The sequence below is a fragment of the Mesorhizobium sp. M0938 genome (assembly GCF_040319125.1).
Taxonomy (GTDB): domain Bacteria; phylum Pseudomonadota; class Alphaproteobacteria; order Rhizobiales; family Rhizobiaceae; genus Mesorhizobium; species Mesorhizobium robiniae.
This window is the reverse complement of sequence record NZ_JAMYNS010000003.1, coordinates 335,811-351,372: the sequence shown is the minus strand read 5'-3', so window position 1 is coordinate 351,372 and position 15,562 is coordinate 335,811. Positions and strand designations below refer to the sequence as shown.

Below are 15,562 nucleotides of genomic sequence, written 5' to 3'. Positions count from 1 at the left end.
TTATGAGCCAAGCGACCACAGCCGCCGCCAAGCCGACCACGACCTCCGTCCCGCAGCAAGGCGGGAAATCGGTGATGGGCTGGGTGCTGCACAACGTCGTGTGGATCTGGCTGATTGCGCTGGTGGTGATCTTCGGCCTGTTCAACGAGTACTTCTTCACCACTTTCAATCTGCAGAACATCATGGTGCAGGCCACCGTGCTCGGCATGATCGGGCTTGCGGTCGCACTCCCGCTGCTTGTCGCCGAGATCGACCTTTCGCTGCCGGCGAATCTCGGCTTCTCCTCGGCGATCGGCGCGATGGCCTATTCCGATCTCGGCCTGCCGTGGCTGCTCGCCATGCTGGTGGGAATCGCGGTCGCCACCCTGATCGGTTTCTTCAACGGCCTCTGCATAACCAAACTGAAGATGGTCTCGCTCATCCAGACCCTGTCGATGATGATCATCCTGCAAGGTGGGTTGCTGGCGCTGACCCAGGGCCGCACCATCACCAACCTGCCGGACGGCTATGTGTGGATCGGCCAGGCCGCCATCGGCGGCGGCTGGCCCGTCATGCCAATCGTCTTTGTCATAGCGCTGTTCGCCATGGCCGTGCTGCTGCGAAACACCGTGCTTGGCCGGGCCATCTATGCGGTGGGCGGCAATCCGGTCGCCTCGAATTCGGCCGGCATCCGCGTCGACCGGATCAAGATCATCACCTTCACCATTGCCGGTTTCCTCGCCGGCATCGCGGGCTTCCTGCTGGCCTCGTGGCAGATGGCCATCACCTCCAACCAGGGCTCAAGCTACCTCCTCTACGCCATTGCCGCGCCGATAATCGGCGGCGTGAGCGTGTTCGGCGGGCGCGGCAACATTGTCGGTGTGCTCGGCGGCGTGCTGCTGCTCACCGTCATCCAGGTTGGCTTGGCCATCATCTCCGTGCCGTCCTTTTATGTCGGCATGATCGGTGGTTTCATGATCTTCATCGCCGTCGCCATCGACGCGATCCGCGTGCGCTACTTCGGCTGATGCCGACCGCCGCGCTAGAGGCCCTTCGCGCCGCCCTCGATGCCACAGGCTTCATCGACGGATCGGCGCCCGAAGCGAAGCGTTACCTGCACGACTGGACGGGTGACTATCTGGGCGCAGCGCTTGCCGTGCTGCGGCCGCGGTCCGTCGAGCAGGTGCAGGCGTTGATGCACATCTGCGCCGAGCATCGCATCCCGATCGTCCCGCAAGGCGGCAACACGGGACTTGTCGCCGGTGCCGTCGCGGGTGGCCCGCCGAGCGTCGTCATTGTCTCGCTCGAGCGGCTCAACCGCATCCGCGAGGTCGACGCCGCGAACTTCACGCTCCGGGCCGATGCCGGGGCCGTCCTCCAGACCCTGAAGGATGCGGCCGAATCCGAAGACATGCTGTTTCCGCTGGCGCTGGGTGCGCAGGGTTCCTGCCAGATCGGCGGCAACGTGGCCACGAATGCCGGCGGCATCAATGTGCTGCGCTATGGCATGACGCGCGATCTCGTGCTGGGGCTCGAAGCAGTTCTGCCTGATGGCAACCTGTGGCAAGGCATGACGGGGCTGCGCAAGGACAATCGCGGCTACGACCTGAAGCAGCTTCTGATCGGGTCGGAAGGATCGCTTGGCATCGTCACGGGCGTCGAGGTGAAGCTCTTCCCGCGGCCGGCCAATGTCGAGACGGCCTATCTCGGCGTCGGTTCATTCGCCGACGCCATGGCGCTGTTCGGCATGGCGCGCCGCGTGTGCTCCGACCTGCTGACGGCCTTCGAGGTGATCGGCTCCGAATGCATCGCGCTCGCCACGCTGAGCAATCCCGAAACGCGGGTACCGTTGGGAGGCGAGTGGCCGGTGCATGTCCTCATGGAGCTTGGCTGCAGTTTCGCCATCGACGGCCGCGCGCTGCTCGAGGCGCTGCTTGGCGAGGCGTTCGAGACCGGCCTGCTCGGCGACGGCACAATCGCGCAGAGCCGCGCCCAGGCGCGAGCCTTCTGGGCAATCCGCGAAGACCTCGTGGAAGGGCAGGCAAAGCGCGGCCCGCATGTCCGCACTGACCTGTCCGTGCGCCTGAGCGACGTGGCGCGGATGATCGAGGAGGCCCGCAGCTATGTGCTGTCGAACTGGCTTGGCTGGGAGCCCATCGCCTACGGCCACGCCGGCGACGGCAACATCCATTTCAACGTCATGCCGCCGCTGGCCCTGTCGGCTGAGGAGACCCGCGACCGGGGCGGGGACTTGTTGGACGGCCTCTACGGCATTGTTCGCGGCTTGGGTGGTTCGTTTAGCGCCGAGCATGGCGTCGGCCGGAGCCGCCGTGCGGTCTATTGGGAATGGCTGACGCCGGAGCAGCGGAAGGCCGTTGCCGCGATCAAAGCCGCCTTCGATCCGATGGGCATCATGAACCCTGGCTGCCTGATGTCGGGCTGATACCTGCCCATCCGCTCGACGTTACGATCCCCGGTCAGCGTTGCAGCGGGACCGTTCCCGCGTCTGGTGGGCCGCGCTCACCCGTAGCGGGAGCAAATCGCGTATACAGCTGCCAGATATGTGAGTGCAATCGTGACGTAGGAGGCCGCGAGTTCGACTGCGATGGAGGTGATTTGAAGCAGCGTCACCGGAAAAGCCTTTGTTAACCCTAACTCAATAATACGCGCAAATTCTTACTCTTAACAGCCCTCCAGAACAAGGTTGTGAGCAGGGATCATGGGCTAGGCATTCTGCTGACCGCTGCCGACCTGTGGTCGACGATTGCCTGCGCGCTGCCTGCGACCGTCTCTTGCGCGCCCGGAAACGAAAACATGTCCCGCTCGGCCTACCTACGATGATAGGCTGGATGGCGGAGGCTCGAGGCGATGGCGAGAAGTGCGGGCATCCTGCCTTACCGTAGAACGAGCAACGAACTGCAGGTGTTGCTTGTCCATCCGGGCGGGCCATTCTGGCAAAACCGCGATCTGGGCGCATGGTCGATTGCAAAGGGCGAGTATGGGGATGACGAACAGCCGGAAGCTGCGGCGCGTCGTGAATTTGTGGAGGAAACCGGCTGGGAGCTCAAGGGAGCGCTGCTTCCGCTGGGAGAGCCGCGCCAGCGCGGCGGCAAACTTATTACGGCTTTTGGCGTCGAAGGCGATTTCGACGCTGGCAGCCTGCGCAGCAACATGTTCGAGATGGAATGGCCACCGCGCAGCGGCCGCATGCAATTCTTTCCAGAGATCGATCGGGCAGGGTGGTTCGGCCTCGATATGGCCCGGGAAAAGTTACTTGGTGGCCAGCAACCGTTTCTCGATCGGCTTGTGCTGTCTGTCTAAAAGGCCGGCCCGACGCTCGCGTCAGCTGGTCGTGTTGATTGCCACGCAGCAATCGCTGATCGCCTCGCCATAGTTCGCCCGAAGGCGACGATATCATTCGGCGCAGAAGCGCGCATTATAAGCATATCGTCAAATTCACTCCATTTTTTTCCATGATACCCTTAAGCGATATGCTTGGGGCCTGGTCGGTGACGACATGCCCGATGTTCTGCCACGGGGCGTATCGCGCCGCAAAAAGCCGATCATGCTTGGAATGATCGGCGACCACCATAGTCTTTGCCGCGCGCGAAATCATCGCGGCGTAAACCGCGCCGCATTCGAGAAGCGCATCGGACGGTCCATCCGGACCAAGGCCGCTCGCACCGAGAATGGCGAAATCAGCATAGAAACTGTTGAGAAAGGAAACTGTGTGGGCGCCGATCGTGGCGCCTTCTGTGGCGTGGTAGTCTCCGGGCAAAATCACAATCTTTATGGTCGGGTTGATCGCGAGTACGGTCGCCACACCAAAAGAGTGAGTGAGCACCGTGATGTTCTTCATTTCCACCGCAATCCGACGCGCCGTATGTACAGTTGTGGCACCGGAGCCGATCATTAGCATCTGCGCGCCCTTGAGCAGTTGCACCGCGGCTTTTGCGATCCGCTCGCGCTCGGCCACGAACAGCGTGTGACGCTCCGTCACCGACGGTTCGGGACCAAGGGAACGTACTGCGCCACCATAGGTGCGGTTGAGCAGCCCCTGTTCCATCATCTCGTCGAGATCGCGACGGATGGTTTCTGTGGAAACGCCGAGCCTGCGGGCAAGTTCGGCCACGCGCAGGCTAGGAGCCAGATTGAGCTCCCTTAGCATCTGCTCCTGCCGCGCGGTCTTCGGTTTCGTCATTGGCGCTCTCCTTCTCTTGCCACCCGCCTTTGGCCAGCGTGGTTCCATCGCCGCGACCAAATCAAGACCCCACGTTTCAGCGGAGACGTGGACGTCGGGTATACTGTCGATACAATGTATCCGAGCATTCATCGCTCCTGTTTTGTCGGGAACGACCGAGCCGGCATCCAGCCTTTGTGCGGGAAGGCGCACCAAACCGCTAATCATTGTGAATGACGGTCTTGTGCATCCGCTCGTAAAACAGTGTCTAGGCGTCGTAGCGGACAAGGTCCTCGCTCGAAAGAGTGACCGGTCACCCACGATGGGGCATATCGATGACGGGCTGCTCTTACGAGCACGGGCGCCTCGGTTTCGGGGACACACTGAAATGGAAGGACGACGGTCGGTCTTCCAGTTCATGGACAGACGCCTTATGCTTCCGGCCGGCGCCGACGCATCAGCGTGATCGCCAGTCCACCGGCCAGCAACAGGACTGCCGCCGACAGCGTGCTCATCGTGCCGAGCGCCGGTACCATCGGCGAATAACCCGCCACCATTTTCGAATACAGCCATTTCGGGATCGTGGAATCCACACCCGCCGTATAGAGCGAGAGAGGAAAATTGCCCCAGGACAGCAGGAAGGCAAACAACGCGCCCGACCAGACGCCCGGCCAGAGGATCGGCAGGGTGATTTCGCGCAGGATGAACCAGCGGCCAGCGCCGAGATCGCGTGCCGCCTCTTCCAATGTAGGGTCGAAACCATACACCTGGATGGCGATGACGAGCGTCACTACCGGCACGATCCAGACGAGATGCGCAACGACGGCCGTCTGCCAACTCGGATTGAAGCCGAGCGCATTGAACCACAGCAAAAGCGCAAGCCCTAGCACCGGCTGCGGAAAGAAGATGGGAAGAAGGATCGCCTTCTGGTAGAGCTTGCGCCCCTTCCATTCATAGCGTGCAAAGGCCAGCGCTCCGAAAAAGGCCAGCACCACCGAGATCAGGGTGACGATGAAGGCGATCAGCAGAGAGTTCTGCACGAGAACCTGGATTTCGAAGGAGGCAAAGGTCTTGCCCCACCACTCCGTTGAAAAGGCGCGGATCGGAAAGCCAAAATAGCGGCCCTTAGACAGGCCCGCAAGCGCGCCGCATAGGATGGGCAGATAAATGACGAAAAGCACGCATCCCGTCCACGTCCGGACAAAAGCGCGGGCGCGGATTTGGGAGCGAGTTTCCATGGCTCATTTCCTTCCGAGAATGCGGTCGAGATCGAGCTTCGACAGCACATAAAGCGCAAGCCCGCTGACGACGACGACGAGCAGCAGCGCGAGCGCCGAACCCATCGGCCAGTTCTGCGCATATGTGAAAGACAGCTCGATATCCTGCGCGATGGTGATAACCGATTGCCCGCCGAGGATCTTGGATTCGGCGATGGCTCCTGCTCCGAGTACGAAGGTCAGAAGCATGCCGATCAGAATGCCAGGCATGGCGAGCGGCAACTCGATCTCCCGCCAGATCATCAGACGGCCGGCCCCGAGATCGCGTGCGGCATCCACCAGATCCTTTGGGATCATCGCGATGCCCAGCGTCATCGGAAACAGCATGAAGGGCAGGTAAACGTAAATCATGCCGAACAGAATCGCGCCCGGCGTATAGAGGACCTCCGGCCCACCGGAAAACCCCAGCCATTTCAGCGAGCCGTCGAGCACGCCGTTCTTGATGAAGAACAGCACCCAGCCATAGAGACGGACGTTTTCCGAGACAAACAGCGGAAACACGAAGAGCACACTGATCAGGCCCGACCATTTGCCGAACATGCGGTTCAGCCCATAGGCGATGGGATAGGCGATGACGGCTAGGAGGGCGACCGTCACGATGGCATAGGCAATCGACCACGCAAAGGACATCCAGACCGTATTGGTCGGATCGAAGATGGTTTCGAAGTTAGCAATCGTGAAGGAGCGGAACGCGTCGAAGCTCCTCGGCGTGGCAAAGGCATAGGCTGCCACCGTCACCAGCGGCGCAAGAAAGCCAAGCACCAGCAGAGCAACGACGGGACTTGCCGCCTTTAAACCTGCCGAAACGGCAGCTACGGGTGGAGCTGAATGGGGTATTTCATCGGCGGTGGCAATCGCCATGGTCAATCTCCCACCACGATCGCGTCACCCACATCCCAGCCGATTGCCACCGTATCGCCGGCCGAAAGACCGGTTGCAGCCGCGCGCGGCGCCTCTACGAGGAAAATCCGCTCGCCGGAATGGACCTGATATTGCATGCGCGATCCCAGCGAGTATTCGTTATAGATCTTGCCGATGATGACATTGTCGGCGGTGGCCGGAGCCATTACGAAGCGCATGGTTTCTGGGCGGACGATGACGGTGGCGGTATCACCGATCGTTTCATCGACAGATCCGACGGCGAGGGGGCCGCCATCGCTCTGCCGCCAGATTCCGGTTTCACTGCGGGTGACGGCGAAGCTGTTGACCTCGCCGAAGAACTCGGCGACGAACCGATTGGCGGGCCGGGTGTAGATTTCTTCGGGCGTGCCGATCTGCACCATCTTGCCACGGTTCATGACGCCGACGCGGTCGGACATCACCATCGCCTCTTCGAGCGAATGGGTGATGTAGACGAAGGTCTTGCCGCTTTCGCGATGTAGATCCTTCAGCTCCTTTTCAAGCGCCTTCTTCAGCTTGTAGTCGAGCGCGGACAATGGTTCGTCGAAGAACAGCACGTCGGGATCGTAAGCGAAGGCGCGGGCGAGGGCGACGCGCTGCTTTTCACCACCTGAGCAGCGCATGACATTCTTGCCGTAATAATGCTCCGGCAGGCGCAACATTCGCATGAGCTCCAGCGCGCGGGCCTTACGCTCTGCGGCGGGCATCTTGCGCACCTTGAGCGGAAACTCAATGTTCTCACCGACCGTCTTGTGAGGGAAAAGTGCCAGAGACTGGAAGACCAGACAAGTCGGCCGTTTGTCGGCCGGCATGTCGTTGATCAGCTCTCCGCGTAGCGTGATATAGCCATGCGTCGGCCCTTCCATACCGGCCAGCATGCGCAAAAGCGTCGTCTTGCCGGATCCGGACGGGCCAACAATCGTGACGAACTCGCCCTCTCTAATATCGACATCGATACCGTCGACGGCGGCGAAATCTCCGAAGATCTTCTTGATGCCAACAAGCTGCAGCACCGGTGCTGCAGTCTTCTTAGCCTCCTCCGCTTGCGCGGAAAAGGCAGTCGACACGGGCGCGATCATCGCAAGACTCATATCTTTCACTCCGTCAGTACGGGGCCGATCAGCCGCGAAGACGTTTGGCGGCGGTCATCAATTCGAGCGCCTTGTCGTAATCAGGGACGATGTCGTATTGGGCGGAACGCTCCATTTCTTCTTCAAGGCTGTCCCACTGAATCGCTTCCAGCTCGTCCTTGGTGAAGAGCTCGAAGCACTTCGGATTGCCCATCTGGCTGACGGGGTTGAACGTGCCCTCTGCGAAGGCAACCGTATGAGCGACGTCCGGTGCCTGAACATATTTCAGAAACTCTGTCGCTAAGGGCGAAATGTCCGGATTGTTGACGACAGAAGTGATCTCGATCCAGGAAATGCCGCCCTTGCCATCGATAGGGCCTTTCAGCGGAGTAATGGCACGCATGTTCGCATAGCCATCCGCACGGGCGGGCGAGATGGAGTAGGTACCACCCGTCATGTAGAGGTCGATTTCACCGGAAACCAGCGCCTGATTGAGCGAAGCCATGTCGCCAACCATCTTGGCGCCTTTGAACACCTTTTCAGCAGCAGCGGAAAACGCCTTGAATTCGTCCTCGCTGTGAATTTTGAACGGATTGATGCCGGCGACCATGAAGATGTCAAAGACGTTCCAGTCGTCGGATTCCTGGATACCGTATTTGCCGGCAAGCGATGCATCATTGAACAGATCCCAGCCCTGCTCTTCCGCCGTGCTGCGGCTGATCTTGTCGGTATTGACGACGAAGCTGTAGGGACCGAAACGCTGCGTCATGCCGAGCAGATCCTTGCCGTCCTCACTCATCGCCCACTGGTACGGCGCTTTGAACTGCGGAAGCATGGCGTCAAAAAAGGGCTCGAATTCAGTTCGCGGAAGGGGCTTGATCAGCCCGGCCGGTGCCATGACCTTGCGCGCCCAAGGGTTGTTGACGTTGATCAGATCCCAGATCTTGGTCTCTCCAGCCCGCAGGCGGTTGATCATAGTAGGATCGTTGGTGAGGCTCTCAGCTTTCACCGTCGCGCCTTGGCTGGAGCGGAAGGGATCGAGCACCTGCGAGGAATTGTAACCCTCCCAGCAGAGGATATTCAGCTGCTTTTCGCGCGCGGCGAAAGCGCTTCCGGCACCCGCCAGCGGACCGGCTAAGGTCGCAGCGCTCATCATCTGCATCACGTGCCGTCTGGAAAATTTCATCATGATCGTTCCCCTATTTTCTTGACGAGCCTTGGTTTTGAAACGTGCAAGGCTCATTGCGTAATCATACAATGTTGCAAGTGTGTCTCAAGGATGTGTGCTTTACAACAAAAATTTTGTGCGCCATTCTAGTTTCCAAAATAAGGGTACAATGTCTGCGTTCAGCAATTGGAGCCATGTCTAGGTAGGCTAAATAACTGAAATATTTCGCATTTATTTTGAGCAATCAAAGTTGAAAAATGTCTATGTTTTGAGCTCTGAGCGTATCTTTGAGGCAATTCGTACACGAAGATGATAAGTCCATCCGCAAAAAGTGAGAGAAAATGTTGAAGTCACTACAGGGAAAAACAGTCATCGTCACCGGCGGCAGCCGCGGCATCGGCAAGGGTATCGCGCTGCGCTTCGGAGAAGCTGGGCTCAACGTCCTGGTCGTTTCTCGCAACCAGAGCGACGCCGATCAGGTCGCGGCTCAGATTGGCGCGAACGCGGCAGGCATCGCCGCCGATGTCGGTACCGAGGAGGGATGCGCCGCTGCGGTGGAAGCCGCGATCTCACGGTTCGGGGGCATTCACGTGCTCTGCGCCAATGCCGGCATCTTTCCGGCCGCCAAGCTCGGGGACATGACGGCCAGCGATTTCGACCATGTCATGACGGCTAACCTCAAAAGCACCTTCCTCAGCGTTTCCGCCACTCTGCCCGCCATGACCGAGGCAGGTAGCGGACGCATCATCATCACCTCATCGATCACCGGGCCAATCACCGGTTTTCCCGGTTGGTCGCATTACGGTGCCAGCAAGGCGGGCCAACTCGGATTCATGCGCACGGCAGCAATTGAGCTTGCGCCGAAGAAAATCACCGTGAACGCCGTCATGCCCGGCAACATCTTCACCGAGGGTCTCGATGGCATGGGCAGCGACTACATCGCGAAAATGGAAGCCTCCATCCCGATGCGTCGGCTTGGCACGGTGTCGGATATCGCGAACGCCGCGCTGTTCTTCGCTTCCGAGGAAGCAGCCTATATCACGGGCCAGACCCTGGTGATCGATGGCGGGCAGGTGCTGCCTGAATCACTCGGCGCGCTGGAAGCCATGGCCTGAAGACAACCGGGCCCGAAAGCCGCGTCCGGTTCTCGGTGATGACAAACCCTTGTGCCACCCGCGGGCCATCCTCGACTTGGAGCCAAGGATCCTCCTTTTCAGAGCCTTATGGATGATCGACTCAAGTTGCCGTGACGAAGGGGAGATTGAGGATCTTATCGGCGGTCTGAACCAGACGCGGAAACGGTGCCGGGTTTTTACCCTGCTTTGAGAATCGTGTCGAGCGTCGCGACAAACACAGCCGCATCGTCGCTGGAAAAGCAGAGTGGCGGGCGGATTTTGAGCGTCGCGCCGAATTTGCCGGCGGCACCTATCAGAATACCGTTCTGCTTCATCTCGTTGATGACATGTGTGGTGAGCGCGGCGTCCGGCGCGACCTGTTCTGGGTCAACAAAATCAAGGCCGATAAACAGCCCAGCGCCACGCACATCGCCGATTTGCGGATGAGCCATACGCAACGCCTCCAGCGCTTGCCGGAAACCGGTGCCGACACTGTGCGCCGCCTCTATCAGCCCCTCTTCCTCGATCACCTCCAGAACGGCGCGGCCGGCGGCGGCGGCAACCGGATTGCCGCCGAACGTGTTGAAATACCCAGTCTCCTCGCAGAACATCTTCAAAAGGTCAGGCCGCGTGACTACACCGCCCATCGGGAAACCATTGCCCATCGGCTTGCCCATGGTGACGATGTCGGGCGTGATACCATGGCGCCGGAACCCCCATAGCCCGCCGCCAGTGCGACCAAAACCGGGCTGAACCTCGTCGGCGATGAAAAGCCCGCCTGCGCGATGCACGATATCGACGGCCGTCTTCAGGAAACCCGGCGGATCTGCATAGATACCGTCGCTCGAGAAGATCGTGTCGACAATCATGCCTGCAAGCGCCAGGCCGCGCACGCGCAATTTGGCGATTGCCTGCTCAACGGATGCGGCAAAACTGTCTTCAACGCTCATGTCATCGTGGGCTGTAGGCGCCGGGATCACCTCGACGAACAACGCGGGTTCGCGCCTGCGCAGTGAAGAGGGTGATATCTCCGTCACCAGTGCCGTGTTGCCGTGGTAGGCCGTCTCGGTGACGATGAAGCCTTCGCCACCCGTCCCGATCCTGGCGATCCGCATCGCAAGATCGTTGCTTTCGCTACCAGTGCACGTCATCACTAAATTCCCGAGCGGCGACGGGAAGGTTGCGAGCAGCTTTTCGGCGTAATCCTCGACAACGCGGTTCAGATATCGCGTGTGGATGTTTAATTGCCCGACCTGCCTGGCAATCGCCTCCACCACCCGTGGGTGGCAGTGGCCGACCGATGGCACATTATTGTAGACGTCGAGATACCGGCGTCCATTTACGTCGTACATATAGGCGCCGCTAGCCCGCACCATTTCGATCGGCTGCTCGTAAAAGAGAACCGACGAGGCTCCGAAGCTGGACTGGCGCCTGGCCACCTGTTCGGCAAGTTCCGGTGGAAGCCCGTCGGTTCGCGTCGCAACGAAACGATTGAGGTCGAGAATTTCCTTGGGCGCTACGTTCATCTGCATCTCCTCATGCAATGGCGCCGAGATAGCGCTCTGCCAGCATCACCGTGCCATCGGTATAGGACGGTCCCAAGGATTGGGCGGTGGGCGTTTCCGAATGTGAGGCAATCCAGGCGGTCAACTGCATGCGACGCAGCATAATCAGCATAGGTAAGGCCTTCTCATGCTCCGCTTCGAACCGCGCTACGCGTCTGTAACCGTCAAGCCAAGCAGCCATTAGATCGGGAACATAGGGCTCATGCTCGATGAAGCTGATTGCGGCGGCGAAGTCATAGGCAAACCAGCAGATGCCGCAATCGTCGAAATCGATCACACCCAGACGCTCACCATCGACAAGCAGGTTGGCGGCGCGCATATCACAGTGAACGAGGCCGAAACGGTCGGCACCATAACCATAAGCATCCGTCTGCGCTTCGAGCAGGGCGTAGGTGCGTTCAAGAATGGTCATTCCCTCGGGTGTCAAACCAAGGGCAGCGCGCCAATCGCCCCAATAGGCGTTCTCGCCGACAATCCGGTCGAAATTCCAGGTCTTTCGGATGAAATGCTTAGGTCGGGTCCATTCGCGGCTATGAGCATGCAGGCGAGCGTTGATCTCGCCAAGCGTCCGATACCACTTCACCAGATCCGATCCAGCATCCGGCTCTTTGCCCGACATGAACTCAAAGGCTACGGCATGTCGGATCGTTTCCCCATCGGAAAAGGCGTGCAGGAGACGACCGTCGCGAGCGGCGACGGGTTTCGGTGTCGCAACAATGCCATCCAGGCTTAGCGCATTGATCCAGTCTAGTTCGGAGAGAATCTCGGATTCCGTATGATAATTGGGCCGATGGACCCGGACGATGAGGTCACGCTCAGCACCAGAATCCACGATGCGGAATGTCGCGTTCTCGGAGATCGTCAACAAAACGAGATCGGCGTTTGGCGATACATCCCAGACAGGAAAAAGCTCTTGCAACCCCTGCTGCAACCTCAAAAGAAAATCTGCATCGTACAACATATTTAAGGCCCTTTCGGCGCACATTTGGTCGAAAAACAACAAAAATGTTGGGATTGCAACATAAATATTAGGGCCTGCTCGCCTTTTGCAGCCAACCGCCGTTCGCCTTGGCCAAATCGCCGGATCGCGAGTGGGATCGTGCGCTAGCCTTTAAATCGGCTCGGCTGCACCAGTGCCCTTTAAAAGACGGCATAGCGTGGGAAGTACGCTCAACAACGGGTTCTTTATCAACCATAGACAGCTACGGCCGATTTGACGATCATGTCGCCATTCACGGGCGAAGAGAATCTGCCAGCCGGCCGCCCCTGGCAATGGATCCGGCTGGATATTCCGACACTCGCTTGAAGACGGGCATGCGCCAGAATCAGAACACGAATTCGACTGACGTCAGCGGCCAGGTACCGCGGGTCCATTCGATTGGTACGCCGTTGCGGTCCTCGTTGACGGCATTGATGCGGAATACTGGTGTCCCGGGCGTCAGCCGCAGGATCTCCGCTTCATCGGGGGATGCAAAGCCGCCACTGATACGTGTCTCGGCTCGCCGGTAATTCTCGATGCCATGCGCGCGGAAAACATCGGTCACCGACTGACGCACATCGTATCTCTGCTCGAAGTCGGGAAAGAGATGGGCCGGAAAAACCTTGGTATTGACGTAAACCGGCTGCTTATCGGACGTCCTTATCCGGCACAGCCTTATAACGAGAGTATCAGGTGCGAGACGCAACCGCTCCGCCACGGCCGCTCCGGCCGGTTCGCGGAGAACCAGCAGCGTCTGGGTGCCGATTTCCTGGCCGTGGGCTTCGAAATTGTCGAGAAAGCGCTGTCCGTCGCGAACCGTGAATGTCGAGGGCAGGTTTCGCACAAAGATACCTACGCCCTTGCGGGCGGTGAGGTGGCCCTCATGCTGTAATTGCTGCAGCGCCCGGCGAAGCGTAATGCGGGTGACCGCGAGTTTCTCCGCCAGATGCGTTTCTCCGGGGAGTTGGCTACCCGGCGCAAGACTGCCGCTCTCGATCAGATTGAAGATGTGATCGTAGATCTGCTGCCAGATTGGCGTATCGCTGCGTGGCCGAAAGACCAACCCGTCAAAGGCCAGAAGGCGATTGCCGCTGCGCTCGTGTAGTGTTGGAATTTTCGTATTCTGGTTCATGAAGCCCTGTTCACCGGCGATCGTTGTGCCGACCGTCGGTCTACGCGGGAGAGTCCAGAGGAATAGACAATTTGTCCATGGACCATGGTGGCCACCACATGCGGATGCGCTGGATCGCCGGCATCAACCAAGATCAGATCCGCCCTGCGGCCGGCAACAAGCGAGCCGCGATCGTCTAGGCCGGCTACCCGAGCCGGGTTTGCCGAGATCAGATTCCAGATCAAGGGGAAGTCGCTGGCGTCTGGCGAAGACAACCTGAAGGCCGCATGCAGAGGCGAAGGATAGTGGTAGTCGCTGGTCAGCACGGTGCAGAGCCCGGCTCTGATGGCTTCTGTGGCATTTAGTGCACCATTGTGGCTGCCGCCGCGCACAACGTTGGGCGCACCGAGGATCACATCCTCGCCCATTTGCCGCGCGGCCTTCGCTGTTTCGAGCGTCAGTGGAAATTCCGAGGCCTTTGCGCCGAGCGCGCGGAAATATGCGCGTTCCTCGGGCGATGCTTCGTCATGGGCAAGAAGCACATTGCCATTGGCCCGTGCGGTCGCGGCCAGTTGCTCGATCGCGATCGCCACCTCGGTCCGGCGGGACCAAATCTGGTCGAGCAACGTCATATAGTCCTCTCGGCTCAAGCCGGACCGTTCCGCCATCTGGCCGATCTTGCGGGCGATCGTGCCGTTCATGACCGACCCGCTTGTATGATCGTTGAAAGCGACGATCGGTTGTGGCGAAAGGGACAGCCATTGTACGACCTGCGCCATCTGATCAAGCGCGAAGGTCTCCCAGCGCAGATGCAAACGCGTATCGCAGCTGAGAGTGTCGCGGAGATCGCAGACTGCGCCGATCAGTTGTTTGGCAGCGTCGAGCGAGCGAAGTCCGGGCTCCCATGACACCGTGACGCCGTGGAAGGCCGTGGTTACGCCATTGGCGACAAGCTGGCGGTCCGTATCTTTCAGCGCCAATGCGGTGTCGAAGCGGACGCCCGGCCGCGGCATGATTTGCCGCTCGAAGCCGTCGCCGTGGATATCGACGATTCCCGGAAGCACGAGCAGACCATCGGCATCGATTGTGGACGCATGGGCCGCTTGCACCTCTGACAGTATCCCGCCGGTAACGCTCAGATCCGCCGTTTCAAGCCCCTGGTCGGTAAGGATGCGACCACCCTGGATGTGCCAGTTCACTGTATCCCTCAAAAAGCAAAGGCTGCCGGAGGCGCCGACGAAATGTCACGAGCACGTCATCTGCTGCGTATACGGGTAAGCGGGTAACAGTTTCCTGTCTATACAGCAAAGGAAAAATGATGATCCGCACCATCGCAACCGCACTCGCCATAACACTCGCCACCGCCCTTCCGGCTTTTGCGGAATCGGTGAAATTCGCGGTAACCGACATGGAGGGGCTGGAAGCTCTTCAGCAGGAATTCGGCGCTTTCCAGACCGCTCTCGAAGAGGCGACCGGTCTCGAAATCGACCTGTTTCCGGTCAGCTCGCGGACCACTGCCGTCGAGGCCATAAATTCCGGGCAGGTCGATCTTGTCCTGACAGGTCCTGCTGAATACGTGGTCATGAAGGAATTGAGCCAACCGAAGATTGTTGTTGCCTGGCAGCGCCCCGATTATTTCGCTCAGATCGCCGTGCTGGCGAATGGACCGATCCGCTCGATTGAAGACCTGAAGGGCAAGAAGATCGCATTCGGTTCGGTCGGCTCCACCTCCCAGCACCTCGGCCCCGCGCAGGCGCTGGCCGATTTCAATCTGAAGTACGCCGCAGACTACGAACCAGTGATCATATCGCGCAACATCGCGGCTGAGGCTCTCATCCGCGGCGACATCGCCGCTATCGGTCTGAATTTCGGCTACCTGAACTCGGTTCGGGAAGCGTTCCCCGACACCGCCTTCTCGGTAATCGCACGGGGCCGCGATCTGCCGAACGACATTCTTGTCGCCCGCAAGGACATTTCAGACGACGTATTCGCCAAGGTCCGCGATGCCTTTGCGAAGAATGGCAACGAGCTGATGAAAGCGATCCTGACAGGAGAGGACAACCAGAAATTCAAGGGCGGTTTCTTCCTGACGGATGTCAGGGACTCGGACTACGATTATGTCCGCTCGATGTACCGCACGATCGGAATCGAGACCCTCACCGACTTCGTAAACTGAGGCCCGCTCTTTGCTTCATCGTAAAGGCCGGCGGTTAAACCG

General features: G+C 59.5%; 14 protein-coding genes. 5 read left to right on the top strand and 9 right to left on the bottom strand.

The window, feature by feature from the left end; translation table 11 throughout:
* The first annotated feature begins 2 nt into the window (after window positions 1-2).
* The 3 genes from NKH73_RS07020 (at window position 3) to NKH73_RS07010 (ending at window position 3,300) form a co-directional block, all read left to right on the top strand.
* Window positions 3-1,007, top strand: a complete 1,005-nt coding sequence (locus NKH73_RS07020; RefSeq protein WP_352929489.1) for an ABC transporter permease — start codon at window positions 3-5, stop codon at window positions 1,005-1,007.
* The gene (locus tag NKH73_RS07015) at window positions 1,007-2,422 is read left to right on the top strand and encodes an FAD-binding oxidoreductase (RefSeq protein ID WP_352929486.1); all 1,416 of its coding nucleotides are present in this window, start codon (window positions 1,007-1,009) and stop codon (window positions 2,420-2,422) included. Before NKH73_RS07020 ends, NKH73_RS07015 begins: the two co-directional genes overlap by 1 nt.
* A gap of 425 nt (window positions 2,423-2,847) precedes the next feature.
* Window positions 2,848-3,300 (top strand): NUDIX hydrolase, encoded by a 453-nt coding sequence (locus NKH73_RS07010; RefSeq protein ID WP_352929483.1) that lies wholly within the window; start codon window positions 2,848-2,850, stop codon window positions 3,298-3,300.
* A gap of 115 nt (window positions 3,301-3,415) precedes the next feature.
* Here the strand turns inward: NKH73_RS07010 and NKH73_RS07005 are convergent, their stop codons facing one another.
* From NKH73_RS07005 to NKH73_RS06985, 5 genes are all read right to left on the bottom strand, one after another.
* Complete coding sequence (locus tag NKH73_RS07005) at window positions 3,416-4,180, bottom strand: DeoR/GlpR family DNA-binding transcription regulator (protein WP_352929481.1); 765 nt, start codon at window positions 4,178-4,180, stop codon at window positions 3,416-3,418.
* 410 nt (window positions 4,181-4,590) lie between these two features.
* Window positions 4,591-5,397, bottom strand: coding sequence for an ABC transporter permease (locus NKH73_RS07000; RefSeq protein ID WP_352929477.1), 807 nt, complete (start codon window positions 5,395-5,397; stop codon window positions 4,591-4,593).
* Window positions 5,398-5,400: 3 nt separating this feature from the next.
* Entirely contained in the window at window positions 5,401-6,297 is an 897-nt protein-coding gene (locus NKH73_RS06995; protein ID WP_352929474.1) for an ABC transporter permease, read from the bottom strand.
* A gap of 2 nt (window positions 6,298-6,299) precedes the next feature.
* Complete coding sequence (locus NKH73_RS06990; protein WP_352929472.1) at window positions 6,300-7,427, bottom strand: ABC transporter ATP-binding protein; 1,128 nt, start codon at window positions 7,425-7,427, stop codon at window positions 6,300-6,302.
* 28 nt (window positions 7,428-7,455) lie between these two features.
* The gene (locus tag NKH73_RS06985) at window positions 7,456-8,595 is read right to left on the bottom strand and encodes an ABC transporter substrate-binding protein (RefSeq protein WP_352929470.1); all 1,140 of its coding nucleotides are present in this window, start codon (window positions 8,593-8,595) and stop codon (window positions 7,456-7,458) included.
* A 320-nt stretch (window positions 8,596-8,915) separates the two neighbouring features.
* Here NKH73_RS06985 and fabG point away from each other — a divergent pair, with 320 nt between their 5' ends.
* Entirely contained in the window at window positions 8,916-9,689 is a 774-nt protein-coding gene (fabG, locus tag NKH73_RS06980) for a 3-oxoacyl-ACP reductase FabG (RefSeq protein ID WP_352929468.1), read from the top strand.
* 197 nt (window positions 9,690-9,886) lie between these two features.
* Here the strand turns inward: fabG and NKH73_RS06975 are convergent, their stop codons facing one another.
* The 4 genes from NKH73_RS06975 to NKH73_RS06960 form a co-directional block, all read right to left on the bottom strand.
* On the bottom strand, window positions 9,887-11,215 hold the full coding sequence (locus tag NKH73_RS06975) for an aspartate aminotransferase family protein (protein ID WP_352929465.1): 1,329 nt from the start codon (window positions 11,213-11,215) through the stop codon (window positions 9,887-9,889).
* Window positions 11,216-11,225: 10 nt separating this feature from the next.
* The gene (locus NKH73_RS06970) at window positions 11,226-12,215 is read right to left on the bottom strand and encodes a phosphotransferase enzyme family protein (protein ID WP_352929462.1); all 990 of its coding nucleotides are present in this window, start codon (window positions 12,213-12,215) and stop codon (window positions 11,226-11,228) included.
* A 364-nt stretch (window positions 12,216-12,579) separates the two neighbouring features.
* Window positions 12,580-13,365 carry a phosphonate metabolism transcriptional regulator PhnF gene (phnF, locus tag NKH73_RS06965; RefSeq protein ID WP_352929459.1) on the bottom strand — a complete coding sequence of 262 codons (786 nt, stop codon included), beginning with the start codon at window positions 13,363-13,365 and terminating at the stop codon, window positions 12,580-12,582.
* On the bottom strand, window positions 13,362-14,543 hold the full coding sequence (locus NKH73_RS06960) for an alpha-D-ribose 1-methylphosphonate 5-triphosphate diphosphatase (protein WP_352929456.1): 1,182 nt from the start codon (window positions 14,541-14,543) through the stop codon (window positions 13,362-13,364). The genes phnF and NKH73_RS06960 overlap by 4 nt, the downstream gene beginning before the upstream one ends.
* A 119-nt stretch (window positions 14,544-14,662) precedes the next feature.
* On the opposite strand from NKH73_RS06960, the gene NKH73_RS06955 reads away from it, so the two are divergent.
* Entirely contained in the window at window positions 14,663-15,520 is an 858-nt protein-coding gene (locus tag NKH73_RS06955; protein ID WP_352929453.1) for a PhnD/SsuA/transferrin family substrate-binding protein, read from the top strand.
* Window positions 15,521-15,562: the final 42 nt, after the last annotated feature.